The following is a 15,295-nucleotide window of genomic DNA, read 5'->3' on the forward strand; positions in this document are numbered from 1 at the left end:
TCACCAGACGATGGGTGTTCCATCATAGGCGAAGAAGCAGCCACTGTCCGAGGGGCTGAGGCCGTCGAGTACGCCGAGCATCTGCCGGGCACTCTCCGGCGGACTGGTACGCGGGTGACTGCCGGCATATGCCTCTGACAGGGAGGTTGCGACGGTGCCGGGATGCAGCGGCACAAGGATGGCAAGCGGATGCGTCCGGGCAAGCTCGATCGAGGCGGTCCGGACGATCTGGTTGAGGGCAGCCTTCGAGGCTCGGTAGGAGATCCATCCGCCCAGCCGGTTGTCGCCGATCGAACCGACGCGCGCCGACAGAAACGCCATCAGCGCCCGCTCCCGCCGCGCCAGCATCGGCGCGAAGTGCTTGATCACCAGCGCCGGTCCGACCGCGTTGAGCGCGAATTGCTTCATCATCGCCTCGCCACTCACCTGCTTCAGCGATTTTTCCGGCCCTACGCCGTCGATCGTCAACCCGCCGGTGGCGCAGAGGATCAGATGAAACTCGCCCGAAAGCCTGTCGGCGGCGGCAGCGACGCTGGTGTCTGAGGTGATGTCCAGCCCGTCCCTGCGGCGCGACAAGCCAACCACCTCTGCACAATTTCCGTCCTCCTCCAGCACCGAAACCAGTACTTGGCCTATGCCGCCGCTCGCGCCAATCACCAGCGCCCGATATCCGGCAGGCAGCGAAGTGAGGATAGGATCGGTCATGGCAGGCTCCTTCCTGTGCTTTGTGCTCTAGGCTTCCGGTCTGGTCAGACGCGCTCGCCGGCATCGAGCCGCTTGAGGAAACCCTGCGCCGAGGCGCGGTACTCGTGGCGCTTCTGGTCACTCATCCGCTGCCACGTGGCATAGGGCTGCGCCAGGCGACGGTTACCCGACAGAGCCGCGCCGTTGCGATCAAGGAAATCCCAGTAGAGTGCGTTGAACGGGCAGGCATCCTCGCCGGTCTTCTTGCGCACGTCGTAGCGGCACGTCTCGCAGTAGTCGGACATTTTCGAGATGTAGTTGCCGCTTGCGGCATACGGCTTGGATCCGAGGAGCCCGCCATCGGCAAACTGGCTCATGCCGATGACGTTCGGTGCCTCGACCCACTCGTAGGCATCGGCATAGACCTCCAGGTACCATTCATGCACCGCATACGGATCGACGCCGGCGAGCAGCGCGAAGTTGCCGGTCACCATCAGTCGCTGGATGTGATGCGCATAGGCATGCTCGATCGTCTCGCCGATCACGGTCGCCAGACAGCGCATGTCCGTCTCGCCGGTCCAGTAGAAGCCGGGCAAGCCACGCGTGTTGCCGAAGAAATTGCTCTCCACATAACCCGGCATCTTCAGCCAGTAGACGCCGCGCACATATTCGCGCCAGCCGATGATCTGCCGGATGAAGCCTTCGACGGCGGCGATCGGCGCGCGGCCCTCAAGATATTCGCGCTCCGCCGCCCGGCAGACGGCCAGCGGATCGAGAAAGCCGATATTGATGTAGAACGACAGGAGCGCGTGGTTGAGGAACGGATCGGCAGCCAGCATGGCGTCCTGCGTCTCGCCGAAATGCGGCAGGTAGTCTGCGATGAAGGCATCCTGCACTTCCTCCGCCTGCGCCCGCGTGACGGCAAAGCCGAAGCGGTCGAGCCGGCCGATATGCCCTTCGAACCGTTCCGCGACGAGCGCGATGACCTCGCGGCTGATGGCGTCGGGCGGGAACCGCTTTCGCTGCGGGCGGAAAAGATCCGGCCGTGCCGGATTGCGGTTCTCGCTGTCGAAATTCCAGCGTCCACCGATCGGCGCGTCGCCTTCCATCAGCAGACCGGTGCGCCTGCGCATCTCGCGGTAGAAGAACTCCATGGTGAAATCGCGCCGGCCGGCCGCCCATTGCCGGAACGTCGCGTGCGAACAGAGGAAACGGCTGTCGGGGCGGATCTCGACCGGGCAGCGCAATTCCGCCTGCCAGTGCTTCATGTCGTCGAGGACCCGCCATTCGCCGGGCTCTGTCACGACGATCGTTTGCGGTGCCACATCCGCGACCGCGCGCAGAACTTCGGCGCCGAACGAACCGGCGTTGTCTCCGTCGTCGAGCCGCGTGTAGCGGACGCGAAAGCCCTTCTCCCGGAGCTCCTCGGCGAAGTGACGCATGGCCGAGAAGATGAAGGCGATCTTCTGCTTGTGGTGGCGCACATAGGTGGCTTCCGCCATCACCTCGCACATCAGCACGACATCCTGCGCCGGATCGGCGTCGGCAAGGCTGCTGATGCCGGTGGACAGCTGGTCGCCGAGGATCAGGATGAGGTGACGGATGGGGGTCATGGCGCTGCCGATTGATGCGAAACGAGGTTTGCCCGTTTCCTACGGCGGATGGCGCGCGGTGGATTACAAGATCGCGTCAGCGATAGCGGATGCCGGTCTCTTCATATGCCTTCATTGCAGTGTTCGCCGACGCGCAGAAGGCAGTCGGATCGCTGCGCAACTGCTGCGTATGGGTGGCCACGCGCGCCGCAGCTTCTTCGCGCCGCTGGTATTCCAGCCAGCCCATGGTGTCGGCGGCGCTGTCCAGGCCGAGCTTCAGCTTGGCCGGATCGAGATGCAGATCCGCACAGTTGTCGTTGGCAACGAGCAGCAGCGAATAGGCGGCGAAATCGGCCAGGGCTGCCTCCGGGGTCTGCTGGGCGATGGATGGCGTGGCGATACCCGCCAGAAATAGAAGCGCGAGTATTCGCCGCATGGTCATGTCTCCGCTGACTACGACCCCGGTTGTAGGCAGAGAGAGGTTCAGATTGGATGAACGGGATCGGCTGTCCACAGGCAAGCTACGGTGCCGGACCGGGAGGGTCGGCCCGAACGCGGGGCGGACGGGTGGGCAACTGGATCAGCGATCAGCGTCCTGAGCGACGCAGCGGCAGGATCGTCGCGCCGTTGCCCTCCGCCTGCCGAAGAGGCTCGACGGTCGGCGGACGGGTGCGGCCGATCGGGAAGCGGACGATGCCCTCACCTTCGGGCAATTCGTCCGGCCGGCGGTTCAACAGCTCGTAGAGTTCCGGAACCAGGCCATCGCCGTTGTGCTGCGCCAGCTTGTGCAGTCCGATCAGCAGCGAAGGATCGCGTCTATCGTCATCCATTGATACCGGCCCTCCGGTCGCTCATCGTCTGCAGTGCCCGCTCAAGGCTGGATTTCGACCCGTTGCGCAAGGGAATGAACGTCTTGCCGAACTTCTTGCAACCTGTCTTCACGCGCAGACACGCATCATGGCTGATACAGTCGATGGGGCAGAAGACGCAGTCGACGGACGGCAAAACCGTATCGATGCGCGATACCGCCTCGCGCAGGCCGCCATCGTGGTGGATGAGCTCGGCGCCGAAATTGCTGGCGATCTGCCGCAGATGGGCCACCTGGCAATCGCGCCCGCCGACATAGAGGAAGCTCTTGACGCTGACGGCCTCGGCCACCTTCGTTACAGGCTGTGCAGCCGTACGCTGCCGGCTGTCGGCCTTGCGCTTGTCCTTCTTTGCCACGGCTCGTCATCCCTTTGTCCGAGTCATGCCCCCTCGGGAGCGGTCGGGAGGAACATAGATAACATGACAAAAGGAGTAAAGTTAAAACTTGATTGCGATACTCATATTAAATTCGGTCGCTTAATGGGCTGGATCTCAAGCACTGAAACCTCATTTTGCGACCTGGCTCTGCCCCCAGCACCTACTCCGTCGGACCGACCGAAATAAGCTTGATGCCGATGAGGTTGTGATAGTCGTCGGAGACGATCTCGCCATAGCCGATCACCTGGCCGTTGATCTGCAACTCCACCGCTTCCCCGAACTTGCGGTCGAGCAGGAAGCAGTGCCCCTGCTGTGCCGCCATCAGTTCCGAGATGGAGATCTTCGTGCGGCCGAGCACCGCCTGCACGTCGACAGGGATATCCTGAAGCGTGCCGGGCCTTGCATGCTGGCGCGGCGGCTCCGTGACCAGCCGGCTGGCAAGGGCATCCTCGCCCTGGCGAAGCTCGCGGATCGGCGCGGCGTCCAGAACAGGCGCCGGCTCGATGAGGTCCGCCGGCTCCAGAAGCGGCGCCGCAAACGGCTCTCCGGGCTGCGCCTGCGGCAGCAGCACCGCCGTGTCGCCTTCGCCGTCGATCATCGGGAAACTGTCGTCATGCCCGTTCATGGGTCCACCTCGTCGTGCAGTTGACAATACTGAGGTAATAGGACCGTTTGGGCAGCCGGGGGATGTTCGTTGTCGGTTAGTATTAACGCTGCGTTAAGATCCACAATCGCGGGCTTCACCAGCGCCGCCGCTGGCAAATTCCGGCACACGGACGGCCAACCCGTCCCTCGCCGCGCAGGCCGCAGCGCCCTCCGATCGCGTCAGTTGTCGTGCCGACGCGTGATTCGGCCCTCGATCACCGGCCCGCAGGCACCACGCAGGCGCTTCAGCGTGGTGAGCGGAAACGTGATGCGCGCCAGGGCGGCGATGAAATCCGGCTTCTCCCGCTGCGCGAACGCCACGACCATGTCGCCCTTCACCTCGTTGCGCTTGGCGCAGGTGATGAAGATCTCGCGGTCGCCGAGGCAGAGGTAAAAATGATCGGACAGGTAGTCGAGCATGCTCGACTGGATGATGGCGCCGGTGTCTGACAGCCCGACGATACGGACCTGCATGACCGAGAAGGTTTTGACCCCCGCCACCGAATAGACCGCGCGCGCGACGAGATTGACCTTGCGGAACGGCGCTTCCTGCCGATCGATACCGGCATAATACTGCGACAGATAGTTGCGAGGCTTCTGCGTCGACGTCATCTAAGCTACTCGAGATATAAGGAATTTACCAATTGTTAAGCATATAGCCCGACCCCTGGAGGGCGGCAATACTTCAAATTGTACGTAGTCGGCTGACCGGGTGGCGCAGAAGAAAGGCGCATGCCGGCGTGTGCCGCAGGCGTTTTTTACCGATTGATAAATATTCGGCGCGTGTTACGCTCTGTCAGTTGCATCAAGAATTCCGTCCAAAAGGGGAAGCAACATGCACCGGCTGGAAAGCGGTATCGCAGGCGCGCGGCTGACGCCCGCAGACTACGCAGAGAATTTCGCCGACCTTCATCCGCGCTTCGACAGACACGAGGCTCTCGTTGCTGCCGATCGCTGCTATTTCTGCCATGACGCACCATGCATGGCGGCATGTCCGACGGCGATAGACATCCCGATGTTCATCCGACAGATCACCACGGGCAATCCGCTCGGCTCGGCGCGCACCATCTTCAGCCAGAACATACTTGGCGGCATGTGTGCCCGCGTCTGTCCCACCGAAACGCTGTGCGAGGAGGCCTGCGTCCGCCACACCGCCGAGGACCGTCCCGTCGAAATCGGCCGGCTGCAGCGCTATGCGACAGATATCGCCATGGATCGCGGCCGGCAGTTCTTTGCCCGCGCCGCTGATACAGGAAGAACGATCGCGGTGGTCGGCGCCGGGCCGGCCGGCCTTGCCTGCGCCCACCGGCTGGCGATGAACGGCCATTCGGCGATCATCTACGATGCCCGCCAGAAGGCCGGCGGCCTCAACGAATACGGTATCGCCACCTACAAGGCCGTCGACGATTTCGCCCAGAAGGAGATCGACTACCTGCTGGCGATCGGCGGCATCGAGATCCGCAACGGCCAGGCGCTCGGCCGGGACTTCTCTCTTTCAGATCTGACGGCGGATTATGACGCGGTGTTCCTCGGGCTGGGACTTGCCGACACCAACAAGCTCGGCATCGAGGGAGACGATCTGGCCGGTGTCGACGATGCCGTGGATTTCATCGCCGCTCTGCGACAGGCGCGTGACCGGTCGCTGGTGCCGATCGGCCGGCGGGTGGTGGTGATCGGCGGCGGCATGACCGCCGTCGACGCGGCGATCCAGGCGAAACTGCTGGGCGCCGAGGAAGTGACGATCTGCTACCGCCGCGGCAAGGACCAGATGAACGCCTCGGTCTACGAGCAGGAACTGGCAGCCGCCAGAGGCGTCGTCATTCGTCACTGGCTTTCGCCGCGGCGCATCCTCGATAGCGACGGCGCTGTCGCCGGCATCGAGCTCGACTACACGGCGCTACGCGACGGCCAGCTTGTTTCGACCGGCGAGATCGGCGTGATTGCCTGCGACCAGGTGATGACGGCGATCGGCCAGCGTTTCCGGCCAGTTGGCCTCGGAGCGCTGGAGATGGAGCGCGGCCGCATCATTGTCGACGAACACTGTCGCACCTCCATGGACCGTGTCTACGCCGGCGGCGACTGCGTCCAGCGTGGGGAGGACCTCACGGTTCAGGCGGTCGCCCATGGCCGCGATGCGGCAGACGCCATCCATCTTGCTCTTGCCTCTGCCGGTCAGCCGGCAGCGGCTGTCGCTTGAGATCCGGGGAGGATGAGACATGGCTGACATCCGCAACACCTTCGTCGGCATCCGATCGCCCAACCCCTTCTGGCTGGCGTCGGCGCCGCCCACCGACAAGGCTTACAATGTCGAGCGCGCCTTCCGGGCCGGCTGGGGCGGCGTGGTGTGGAAGACACTCGGCGAGGAAGGCCCGCCGATCGTCAACGTCAACGGACCGCGCTACGGCGCGATCTGGGGCGCCGACCGCAGGCTTCTCGGCTTGAACAACATCGAGCTGATCACCGACCGCGACCTGCAGACCAATCTGCGCGAGATGAAACAGGTCAAGATGAACTGGCCGGACCGGGCGCTGGTGGCCTCGATCATGGTGCCCTGCGAGGAAAATGCCTGGCGCTCGATCCTGCCGCTTGTCGAGGAAACCGGCGCTGACGGCATCGAGCTCAACTTCGGCTGTCCGCATGGCATGTCGGAACGCGGCATGGGCTCGGCCGTCGGCCAGGTGCCGGAATATATCGAGATGGTCGTGCGCTGGTGCAAGCAGTACACCCGCATGCCGGTCATCACCAAGCTGACGCCGAACATCTCCGATATCCGACACCCTGCCCGCGCGGCAAGACGCGGCGGCACCGATGCCGTGTCGCTGATCAACACCATCTCGTCGATCGTCTCGGTCGACCTCGACACCTTCTCGCCCAACCCGTCGATTGCCGGCAAGGGCAGCCATGGCGGCTATTGCGGCCCGGCGGTCAAGCCGATCGCGCTCAACATGGTGGCCGAGATCGCCCGCGATCCGGAAACCCGCGGCCTGCCGATCTCCGGCATCGGCGGCATCACCACCTGGCGGGATGCGGCAGAATTCCTGGCGCTCGGCGCCGGCAATGTTCAGGTCTGCACGGCGGCAATGACCTACGGCTTCCGGATCGTCGAGGAAATGATCTCCGGCCTCTCCGACTGGATGGACGAGAAGGGCCACCGCAGCCTCGACGACATCTGCGGCCGCGCCGTCGGCAACGTCACCGACTGGCAGTATCTCGACCTCAACTATGTCGCCAAGGCCCATATCGACCAGGACGCCTGCATCCAGTGCGGCCGCTGCCACATCGCCTGCGAGGACACCTCGCACCAGGCGATCACCCGGATGGTCGACGGCGTGCGCCACTTCGAGGTGATCGAGGCGGAATGCGTCGGCTGCAATCTCTGCGTCAACGTCTGTCCGGTGGAGAACTGCATCACACTGGTACCGCTCAATCCCGGCGAACTGGACCGGCGCACCGGCCGTCTCGTGGAACCTGCCTACGCCAACTGGACGACGCATCCCAACAACCCGATGGCACGGTTGGCGGCAGAGTGATCGGGAAGGTGGGTGCTGGCGATTGCTGGGGGGTGCGGAGATCGGCGGCAGGAAGGCGGCAATAGCGGACATTGCGGCGCTGCGATGGAAGGCGATATGGTTGTGGTGGTGACCGGAGCTGGATGATGATTATTGTCGTGGAAGGCGTCAGTGCGGCTGGCAAGACCACCTGGTGCAGATCGCACGGCCAATTATACTTGATACCCGAAACGTTTCCGTCAGATCGAAAGGCTCAGCCGCGTACTGGCGAGGCAACCGCCCAGTACTGGACGAACTGGAATGCAAAGAGGTGGGGGGATGCCCTCCTGATGGAACGGGAAAAGGGTGTGGTTGTCTGCGATACAGACCCTTTGAAGCTGCACTACTCCTGGTGCCTTTGCCAGATCGGCGCATTCCCGAAACGCCAATGGGAACTTCAACTAAAGGCAACGAGAGCCTCATTTCAGCAAAAGCAACTCGGGTTCGCCGATGCTTATCTCATCAAGGTCATCGACTATCAGACAGCTAAACAGCAGTGTGAGCAAGACATTTCTCGCGTGCGGGATCGGTTCGAGCTGCACTTTCGCCTGCAGCCATTCCTCATCCACTGGTATCAGCATCTGGAAGAGGCATTGGGAGGCGGAGTGCTTTGGACTTTGCCGGACGACGGCCTGCCTTACAACGTCACTCCGCCAAATGAACTGCGGTACGACATAGATGTGTTTAACCGCCTCGCGTCTTCGTTGGAAGGCAGCCGACGTTGACCTCGTTTCACATCAGGCCCAGCTTCAGCCGACCGCCGCCGCAGCAGTAAGGCGTTTACAGCGGAAATACTCATCCCGCTAAGCACTAAAACAACTTTAGATAAACTATCGAGTGATGATTGAGCAGTTAGCTCGGCGTGAGCGCTGGGTCATGGACGGCAGTGGAGCATCTTCGTTCGACATCCGGCTTCCACGAACAGAGTTAGTTTTCTGGGTTCGAGTCCCAAGAGCATCGCTCTTCTCGGGTTGTTTAAACGCGTCTTCCGATACTATGGGTCAATTCGCCCCGAAATGGCCGAGGGTTGTCCAGAGCCATTGACCGATAGGGATTTTCTTTCCTACATCTGGAACTTCGAAAAGCGTTACGCCCCTCTCTTCATCAGGCAGATCGACCAACACGGGCCTCGTGTTCCTGTGGCCGTACTCCGGTCTCACCTTGAGATGGAAGCCGTGCTTCAGCCATTCAATCAGAGGTAAGACGGGAGGGACGAGTGCTGATTGTTTTCGGGGGACTACCGGGCTCCGGAAAGAGCGCTATAGCGCAGGCTTTGGCCAGGCGGATAGGCGCATGTTACCTTCGCGTTGATACTATAGAAGAAGCTATCGTATCGTCTTCACCACTGACGGAAGGACAGAATATCGGGCCAGCGGGGTACGTTGCGGTTTATGGGCTGGCAGCGGATAACCTGCGTTTGGGCCGGGCCGTCATTGCGGACTCCGTGAATCCCATTGAAACCACCCGTGCTGCATTCAGAGATGTAGCACTCGAAACTGGCAGCAATTTCCTCGAAGTTGAAGTCGTCTGCTCCGATGCCACGACGCACCGCTATCGTGCCGAGACACGATCGCCTCCGATAGAGGGTCGAGCCAATCCAACATGGGCCGAGATACAGGAACGCGACTACGAGCCGTGGTCCGCTGATCTACGGCTGGACACGTTCCTCCTCTCAATTGAAGAAAGCGTCGCTGAAGTCACGAAGCTGCTCTGAGCGGCCGTCGCGGTGAGCCGACAGCTCATGGCAAGAGTGCGACAATACCGGTTATTGACATGGCTTAAGGCCGCCATAATCTCCTAGAAGCTCGGCGGGAGAAAGCACATCACCACTGTAACACGCCACCTCATTGATCGCGGCGACGGCGCTCTTGTTGAACTGTTTCAAGCCCAGCCACCAGATTCTCCGAAAGGAGCCATACTCTTCGTCCATGGCTACCAGCGGGGGCTTCTCTTGGGCGGCCAGGAGGCCGCGGAGAGTGGAACGCTTGCTCGGTTCTCCTCACGATTTAACATTGTAGCCGCTGCTGTTTCACAACCTGGCTTCGGGGCGTCTGATGGCCCCTCTGACTTCTGCGGGCCGACGACTCAACAAGCAATATCTGCTGCGATCCGTTTCATTCAGCATCAATGGGCTATTGATCCAAGTCGCTTCGCTTTATTCGGCAACAGTCGCGGTGCTGTCGCTTCTGCAATGGCTGCGACCAAAATGCCTGAGCTAGGAGCACTCATACTGATGAGCGGCGTTTATGATCTCAAGGCGGCGTTCCGGACAAGCTCGGCAGGTATCCAACAAGCAATCGAAATGGAAGCTGGCCTTTCGGACAAGGCATTTGAAGACCGCTCGGCTTTGCATCACGTATCGAAAATTAGGGCAGAAACGCTTATTCTGCATGGGAAGCGTGACGATCGGGCATATTTCGATCAAGCGGACAAGCTTGCAGCGGCCCTGTCGAGGGTAGGCACTACCGTAACCTTCCGCTCCTTTGACTGCGGTCATCGCATTCCCCAGGAGCAAATGACTCCCGTGTTGCGCGCTTTTCTTGAGCGAAGATTTACCGAGAAGCCCAAGCATCACTAACTTAACGTCCTTCGGGCCGGAAGCAGACGAACCAGTCGTCATCGCGACCGGCTTTCCGCCAGCGATCGCCATGATCCACCGGAACTCAAGAAACGGCGGCGTTGGTGGCTCGCTTACCTTCGCCGCACATCCAAAATGACGCACGGTGAGACAAGATCAGGACCGGCTTCGTATACGAGCCGGCGATGGGCGTCGAGCCTGACATGCGCCCCCTGAAAGCCTGCACACCCTAAATGAGCTGCCGCAATTCCATCGTCGCGGCAGCATCCGGTTGGGACTTTAATGCTGGGACGCCTCAAAGAACCAGCATGACATCAGGCTAGTCCCGGGCGGCCCACAGGGGAAATGTCTCCCGCTGGTCACCCGCTTTGACCGCCTCGAAGTAACGCGGCTTCCAGACGTCACCGATGAACATCTTCATGGTCGTCGGCAGTCTCGGGCGATCCTCGTGCTCCCCATGGAACCTTACGATGCCATTGTTCAAGGCGTCGGCACTCCGGGTGTCGTCCTGCCATTTCTCCGGCGTTCCGAAGCGCGCCAGAAATTCCGCCTCCACGTCCTTGCGGGTCGTCTCGATGTATCGGTACTCCACCGGCTTGCCGATCTCCTTGCCGATGATCTCGGCCAGTTCGTTCATCGAGACATCTTCCGAGCCCACCTCCAGAGTGACGCGGTGCCTGCCCCTCGCATTGGTCAGTTCCCTGGCTGCCAGCCAGGCAATGTCATCGGTCGCCACCCAGGGCATCTTCAAGTCGGGTTTGCAGAACCAGGCAATGCGCCCGTATTTCGCAACCGGTGCTGTCCACGCCGCCACATCTTCCATGAACCAGGCGGCGCGCAAGTGGACCAGATCGATCTTGCCGAGTTCGTTGAGCTTCTGGTCCAGGTCGTGGAAGCACTCGAAATGACCGGTCTTCCCCTTCACGTCCGAACCCATGGCCGTCAGGCTGACGGCCAGCTTGACCGAGGATTTTTCCAGCGCATCGACAAACCGCTGGGCAACAGCGGGGTAGTGTCCCTCGATGTTGTTCCAATCGGTCTTCACCATCAGGAACGCCGCATCGGCACCCTGGAAGAACCCGTCGAGCTCTCCCGTTCCCGTGTCGAAGCTTCCGAGAAACGGCTCGGCACCGAGCGCGACCAACGCATCCAAAGCTGGGCCACCTCTCGACAAGGCTCTGACCTGATGCCCGGCGCTCAGCAGCGTCCGGGTCAGCTTGGCACCCACGCGTCCCGTGGCGCCAACGACAGAAATTCGCATGACAGTCTCCATTCGATTGTTGATCGCCCGATGGTAGACTGTTGCAGGCCGCGCGAATTTGGAGATAATGCCAAATGATCTCCAAATCGGGCCAATCGGCAAAGCTGCTGCGTTCCTGCTTCGACGACCTCGATATCGACCAGTCGGATCACCCGGCCGTCGCTGTTCGCCTCGATTTCAAAGACTATGAAGCTGAAGTGGCACAGCACCAGCACAGGCAAGGGCAGCTCATCCTGGCGCTGCACGGCGCGGTTACCTGCAGGACGGAAAACGGTCTCTGGATCGTCCCCCCGGACTGCGGCGTGTGGATCCCGGGTGGCGTGCTCCACAGCAATCAGGTCACGGCCAACGCGCGCCTCTCCTATCTGTTCGTTCAACCGGGCGCCGCGACGCTGCCGCAGGAGTGCTGCACTCTGTCGGTGTCGCCGATGATCCGCGAGATGATCCTGCGGCTGGCGGATGTCCCGGCCAGTTCCGCTCCGCAGGAGCATGTCGGGCGCATGGTGCGGGTCTTGCTGGATGAACTGGCGCAAATGCCGATTCAGGGGCTGGATCTGCCCGCCTCCAGCCATCCCAAGATCGCCGCGATCACCGCGGCCCTGATGGCGGAGCCGAGCGACCGTCGCACGCTCGTGGAATGGGCGGCACATGTTGCCATGAGCGAGCGATCCCTGAAGCGGCTGATGGTTGAGGAAACCGGACTGACCTTCGGCCGCTGGCGGCGGCAGCTACACCTGGTGATCGCGTTGCGCGAACTGGCCGGTGGCGCGACGGTGCAGCGGGTATCGAGCGACCTGGGATACGAATCCGCCACCGCCTTCATCGTCATGTTCAAGAAGGCCCTGGGCACGACGCCGACCCGCTACTTCGCCAGCTGATTTGCCGAATGGCCCGTTCGGCAGTGCTCGTCATGCACTGCGCCTCGGCGTCGTGCAGACGTCTCAGTTCGCAGCCGCGAACATCTCGACGATCCGCCTCACCCGCTCGCCCCGGAACGCTGCTCTGATGCGCCCATGGCGCTCAAGCTCCGCCAAACCGTGTAAAGCCGCCCAGAACGTTTCGGTCGAGATTTCAGGCTCGGCGGAAAACGGCTCGACGACCGCCATCATCGCTCCGAACGTGTCACGCAGCACCTGGGGCGTGTCGGACCTTGCGAACCGGAGGCCGCTCGGCAGAACGAACATGGCTTCGTAAAGAGCCGGCCTTTCGAAGGCGAACTGGAGATAGGCCGTGGCGACGTCTTCCATAGCCTCTGCCGGACGGGCGTCTCGGCGGATCGACGCGCGCAACGTCGGCGCAAGTTCTCCGAACCCCTCAAGCGCAACCGCCCCGACGATCGCATCGCGGTTTTCGAAATGGGCGTAGAGGACGGGCTGACTGTATTCGATTTCCTGGGCAAGGCGCCGGACGGTGACCGAGGCCCAGCCATCCCGTTCGGCAAGCTTGCGTGCTGCGGCGATGATGCGCTGCTCCCGCTCGGCCCGCTCCCGCTCTTTGCGCTCGTTGATACCCATGGTTCGCCCCTGCTTGGTTCTTCAGAGACACTAGCGACTAAGATTATCCGTTTCAACGATTGACAATCTAGCATTGCTAGATTTATGTTCAACGCTATCGTCATTACGGCGATTGCACCGTTGGGGTCTCCGAATGTCGAACCTGATCTCCGTCTCGCTGGCCAATGCTGCGACGCTCGCAGCGGCCGCCGCGTTTCTCGTCGGCAGCGTCGCCAACGCCTCCGCCCGCAAGCCGATCCGCGAGGAATTCGTCCACTACGGATTTCCATGGTGGTGGTGCTGGGTCACCGCACTGCTTGAACTGATGACCGCTGTTCTTCTTGTCCTGCGCCCGACATTCGCGGCTGGCGTGGCACTCGGGAGCTGCATCATGCTGACCGCGATCGTCGCGATCCTCCGCGCCGGCGACGTCCGCCACCTACTGCCGCCAGCGGCATTCCTGCTGCTGTTGCTGATCGCTGCATTCGTCCGGTTCTCGTAGCTTCGGCAAAGAATACCGTCAGCCTCATCCACCAAACCAGTGAGTTTTGAACCGCGCCTGCTCGACAGGCGAGGCGCAAGACCACGACACAAAAGGAGCCTGTCATGACCACATCCAATCCCTCCCCGGACACCGTCGTCCTCTATCATTCCGGCTATGGCCATACGCTGCGCATGGCGGAGGCGGTCGCCGAAGGAGCCGCAGCGGCGCTCCATGCGATCGATGCAGAGGGAAATCTTTCCGACGAAGGATGGGCGGCACTCGATGCCGCTGACGCCATCATCTTCGGCGCGCCGACCTACATGGGCGGACCGAGCTGGCAGTTCAAGAAGTTCGCCGACGCCTCCTCCAAGCCATGGTTTTCCGCAAAATGGCAGGACAAGGTCTTCGGCGGCTTCACCAACAGCGCCAGCCTCAACGGCGACAAGCTGAACACCCTGCAGTATTTCGCTCTTCTTGCGGGCCAGCATGGTGGCCTCTGGGTAAGCCTGGGCATCAAGCCAGCGAACCTGAAGTCGTCGCTGCGCGATGATGCAAATCGAATGGGTTCCTATATCGGCCCGATGGCGCAGTCGGACGCCGACGCGTCACCGGAGGAGATGTCCGTCGGCGATCTTGAAACTGCAAGTCTCTATGGGGCGCGAGTGGCGGGCGTCGCTCGACAGCTCAAGTCGACTGGCCGAGGATAATCTGGACCAGGGTGAACTCGATGAAGTCCCTCCCGCGCCACGGTGCGGGAGGCTTGGTTCAAAGCCGATGACCGGCTTGGGCCGACCTTTCTACTGTGATTGGCGACGGACACTCACCGAAGCGCATCGCAAACGCATGACCGGAAACGAGCCGGGCTAACGCTCTTCCGTCTGAAGGAACGATATGAGTGCCTTCAAGCCCGCCGGAGTTTGATGGCGGCTGGGGTGATAGAGGTAGAAACCGGGGAACGGTGCGCACCAGTCATCGAGTACACGGACAAGCTCGCCGTTTTCGAAATGAGCCTCAACGATCGCCTCCGGCAGGCAGGCCAGCCCAAGTCCTGCGAGTGCTGCTTCACGAATGAAACCAGTGTCGTTCAGCACAAGCGAGCCATCTACGTCGACTTCCAATGCGGAATCCGAATCCGTGAACGGCCAGCGATAAATCTGGCCGTTGGTGGACCACCGGTAATTGATGCAGTCATGCGCCGTCAGATCGTACGGCGTCTCTGGTCGCGGGCGGTCCAGGAAGTAGGCTGGAGAGCCGACGACTGCAATACGATAGGGTTTCGTGAGACGAACGGCGATCATGTCTTGGGCGAGGCGCTCGCCAATCCGTATGCCAGCGTCAAACCCTTTTGCGACAATGTCCGTTAGCGCGTCGTCAATCACCATGTCGATACGCACGCCCGGGTAGAGCGCTCTGAACTTCGACAGTCGTGGCATCATGATCAACTCGGCTGCCAGCCGGGGAAGATTGAGTTTGACCGTGCCCATGAGGTCTGTGCGAAGCGCGATCGCGTCTTCAACCGCAGCTTCGACACTCGAGACTGCCGGAGCGAGCTTCGCGTACAGAAGCAAGCCCGCCTCGGTAGAACTCACGCTGCGCGTCGTCCGGTTGATCAACCGAAGGCCAAGCCTGTCTTCCAAACGCCGCAAAGTGCGACTGAGCGCCGAGGCCGTCACGCCGAGCCTCGCGGCGGCGTCTCGAAAGCTCCGTGTCTCATGGATAGCCATGAAAGCCGTCAACTCGGCAAAATGCCTGCCATCCACATTAG

18 protein-coding genes are annotated in these 15,295 nt (G+C 61.6%); 8 read left to right on the forward strand and 10 right to left on the reverse strand.

The window, feature by feature from the left end:
- The 7 genes from ACR65N_RS12930 to ACR65N_RS12960 form a co-directional block, all read right to left on the reverse strand.
- Complete coding sequence (locus ACR65N_RS12930; RefSeq protein WP_440457355.1) at nucleotides 1–705, reverse strand: SDR family NAD(P)-dependent oxidoreductase; 705 nt, start codon at nucleotides 703–705, stop codon at nucleotides 1–3.
- 44 nt (nucleotides 706–749) lie between these two features.
- Nucleotides 750–2,297, reverse strand: a complete 1,548-nt coding sequence (locus ACR65N_RS12935; RefSeq protein WP_440457356.1) for a cryptochrome/photolyase family protein — start codon at nucleotides 2,295–2,297, stop codon at nucleotides 750–752.
- 76 nt (nucleotides 2,298–2,373) lie between these two features.
- Nucleotides 2,374–2,712 (reverse strand): hypothetical protein, encoded by a 339-nt coding sequence (locus ACR65N_RS12940; protein WP_440457357.1) that lies wholly within the window; start codon nucleotides 2,710–2,712, stop codon nucleotides 2,374–2,376.
- A gap of 151 nt (nucleotides 2,713–2,863) precedes the next feature.
- Nucleotides 2,864–3,106, reverse strand: a complete 243-nt coding sequence (locus ACR65N_RS12945; RefSeq protein ID WP_440457358.1) for a hypothetical protein — start codon at nucleotides 3,104–3,106, stop codon at nucleotides 2,864–2,866.
- On the reverse strand, nucleotides 3,099–3,434 hold the full coding sequence (locus tag ACR65N_RS12950; RefSeq protein ID WP_440457760.1) for a DUF2325 domain-containing protein: 336 nt from the start codon (nucleotides 3,432–3,434) through the stop codon (nucleotides 3,099–3,101). The genes ACR65N_RS12945 and ACR65N_RS12950 overlap by 8 nt, the downstream gene beginning before the upstream one ends.
- A 247-nt stretch (nucleotides 3,435–3,681) precedes the next feature.
- Nucleotides 3,682–4,146, reverse strand: a complete 465-nt coding sequence (locus ACR65N_RS12955; RefSeq protein ID WP_440457359.1) for a FliM/FliN family flagellar motor switch protein — start codon at nucleotides 4,144–4,146, stop codon at nucleotides 3,682–3,684.
- Between the two features lie 200 nt (nucleotides 4,147–4,346).
- Nucleotides 4,347–4,778, reverse strand: coding sequence for a hypothetical protein (locus tag ACR65N_RS12960; protein ID WP_430304316.1), 432 nt, complete (start codon nucleotides 4,776–4,778; stop codon nucleotides 4,347–4,349).
- A 223-nt stretch (nucleotides 4,779–5,001) separates the two neighbouring features.
- Here ACR65N_RS12960 and ACR65N_RS12965 point away from each other — a divergent pair, with 223 nt between their 5' ends.
- The 5 genes from ACR65N_RS12965 to ACR65N_RS12985 all read left to right on the forward strand — a co-directional run bounded on the left by ACR65N_RS12965 (nucleotide 5,002) and on the right by ACR65N_RS12985 (nucleotide 10,292).
- Complete coding sequence (locus tag ACR65N_RS12965; RefSeq protein ID WP_440457360.1) at nucleotides 5,002–6,363, forward strand: NAD(P)-dependent oxidoreductase; 1,362 nt, start codon at nucleotides 5,002–5,004, stop codon at nucleotides 6,361–6,363.
- Nucleotides 6,364–6,382: 19 nt separating this feature from the next.
- Nucleotides 6,383–7,696: an NAD-dependent dihydropyrimidine dehydrogenase subunit PreA gene (gene preA, locus ACR65N_RS12970; protein ID WP_440457361.1), complete on the forward strand. Its 1,314-nt coding sequence runs from the start codon at nucleotides 6,383–6,385 to the stop codon at nucleotides 7,694–7,696.
- A 122-nt stretch (nucleotides 7,697–7,818) separates the two neighbouring features.
- Nucleotides 7,819–8,439 (forward strand): hypothetical protein, encoded by a 621-nt coding sequence (locus ACR65N_RS12975; RefSeq protein ID WP_440457362.1) that lies wholly within the window; start codon nucleotides 7,819–7,821, stop codon nucleotides 8,437–8,439.
- Between the two features lie 491 nt (nucleotides 8,440–8,930).
- Nucleotides 8,931–9,428 (forward strand): P-loop nucleotide/nucleoside kinase family protein, encoded by a 498-nt coding sequence (locus ACR65N_RS12980; protein WP_440457363.1) that lies wholly within the window; start codon nucleotides 8,931–8,933, stop codon nucleotides 9,426–9,428.
- Between the two features lie 108 nt (nucleotides 9,429–9,536).
- Nucleotides 9,537–10,292: an alpha/beta hydrolase family protein gene (locus tag ACR65N_RS12985; protein WP_440457761.1), complete on the forward strand. Its 756-nt coding sequence runs from the start codon at nucleotides 9,537–9,539 to the stop codon at nucleotides 10,290–10,292.
- A gap of 319 nt (nucleotides 10,293–10,611) precedes the next feature.
- Here the strand turns inward: ACR65N_RS12985 and ACR65N_RS12990 are convergent, their stop codons facing one another.
- Nucleotides 10,612–11,553, reverse strand: a complete 942-nt coding sequence (locus ACR65N_RS12990) for an NmrA family NAD(P)-binding protein (RefSeq protein WP_440457364.1) — start codon at nucleotides 11,551–11,553, stop codon at nucleotides 10,612–10,614.
- Nucleotides 11,554–11,627: 74 nt separating this feature from the next.
- On the opposite strand from ACR65N_RS12990, the gene ACR65N_RS12995 reads away from it, so the two are divergent.
- Nucleotides 11,628–12,431, forward strand: coding sequence for an AraC family transcriptional regulator (locus ACR65N_RS12995; protein ID WP_440457365.1), 804 nt, complete (start codon nucleotides 11,628–11,630; stop codon nucleotides 12,429–12,431).
- A 63-nt stretch (nucleotides 12,432–12,494) separates the two neighbouring features.
- Here ACR65N_RS12995 and ACR65N_RS13000 read toward each other — a convergent pair whose 3' ends face one another.
- Nucleotides 12,495–13,067, reverse strand: coding sequence for a TetR/AcrR family transcriptional regulator (locus ACR65N_RS13000; protein ID WP_440457366.1), 573 nt, complete (start codon nucleotides 13,065–13,067; stop codon nucleotides 12,495–12,497).
- Between the two features lie 133 nt (nucleotides 13,068–13,200).
- Here ACR65N_RS13000 and ACR65N_RS13005 point away from each other — a divergent pair, with 133 nt between their 5' ends.
- Both ACR65N_RS13005 and ACR65N_RS13010 read left to right on the forward strand, forming a co-directional pair.
- Nucleotides 13,201–13,548 (forward strand): DoxX family protein, encoded by a 348-nt coding sequence (locus ACR65N_RS13005; protein WP_440457367.1) that lies wholly within the window; start codon nucleotides 13,201–13,203, stop codon nucleotides 13,546–13,548.
- Between the two features lie 104 nt (nucleotides 13,549–13,652).
- Complete coding sequence (locus ACR65N_RS13010; RefSeq protein ID WP_440457368.1) at nucleotides 13,653–14,237, forward strand: flavodoxin family protein; 585 nt, start codon at nucleotides 13,653–13,655, stop codon at nucleotides 14,235–14,237.
- Nucleotides 14,238–14,393: 156 nt separating this feature from the next.
- Here the strand turns inward: ACR65N_RS13010 and ACR65N_RS13015 are convergent, their stop codons facing one another.
- Nucleotides 14,394–15,290, reverse strand: a complete 897-nt coding sequence (locus ACR65N_RS13015) for a LysR family transcriptional regulator (protein WP_440457369.1) — start codon at nucleotides 15,288–15,290, stop codon at nucleotides 14,394–14,396.
- Nucleotides 15,291–15,295: the final 5 nt, after the last annotated feature.

The organism is Rhizobium sp. SAFR-030 (genome assembly GCF_059415005.1).

Coding starts and splice junctions, on each gene's coding strand:
- ACR65N_RS12930 (WP_440457355.1), bottom strand. CDS start 705: ATGACCGATCCTATCCTCACTTCGCTGCCTGCCGGATATCGGGCGCTG.
- ACR65N_RS12935 (WP_440457356.1), bottom strand. CDS start 2,297: ATGACCCCCATCCGTCACCTCATCCTGATCCTCGGCGACCAGCTGTCC.
- ACR65N_RS12940 (WP_440457357.1), bottom strand. CDS start 2,712: ATGCGGCGAATACTCGCGCTTCTATTTCTGGCGGGTATCGCCACGCCA.
- ACR65N_RS12945 (WP_440457358.1), bottom strand. CDS start 3,106: ATGGATGACGATAGACGCGATCCTTCGCTGCTGATCGGACTGCACAAG.
- ACR65N_RS12955 (WP_440457359.1), bottom strand. CDS start 4,146: ATGAACGGGCATGACGACAGTTTCCCGATGATCGACGGCGAAGGCGAC.
- ACR65N_RS12960 (WP_430304316.1), bottom strand. CDS start 4,778: ATGACGTCGACGCAGAAGCCTCGCAACTATCTGTCGCAGTATTATGCC.
- ACR65N_RS12965 (WP_440457360.1), top strand. CDS start 5,002: ATGCACCGGCTGGAAAGCGGTATCGCAGGCGCGCGGCTGACGCCCGCA.
- preA (WP_440457361.1), top strand. CDS start 6,383: ATGGCTGACATCCGCAACACCTTCGTCGGCATCCGATCGCCCAACCCC.
- ACR65N_RS12975 (WP_440457362.1), top strand. CDS start 7,819: ATGATGATTATTGTCGTGGAAGGCGTCAGTGCGGCTGGCAAGACCACC.
- ACR65N_RS12990 (WP_440457364.1), bottom strand. CDS start 11,553: ATGCGAATTTCTGTCGTTGGCGCCACGGGACGCGTGGGTGCCAAGCTG.
- ACR65N_RS12995 (WP_440457365.1), top strand. CDS start 11,628: ATGATCTCCAAATCGGGCCAATCGGCAAAGCTGCTGCGTTCCTGCTTC.
- ACR65N_RS13000 (WP_440457366.1), bottom strand. CDS start 13,067: ATGGGTATCAACGAGCGCAAAGAGCGGGAGCGGGCCGAGCGGGAGCAG.
- ACR65N_RS13005 (WP_440457367.1), top strand. CDS start 13,201: ATGTCGAACCTGATCTCCGTCTCGCTGGCCAATGCTGCGACGCTCGCA.
- ACR65N_RS13010 (WP_440457368.1), top strand. CDS start 13,653: ATGACCACATCCAATCCCTCCCCGGACACCGTCGTCCTCTATCATTCC.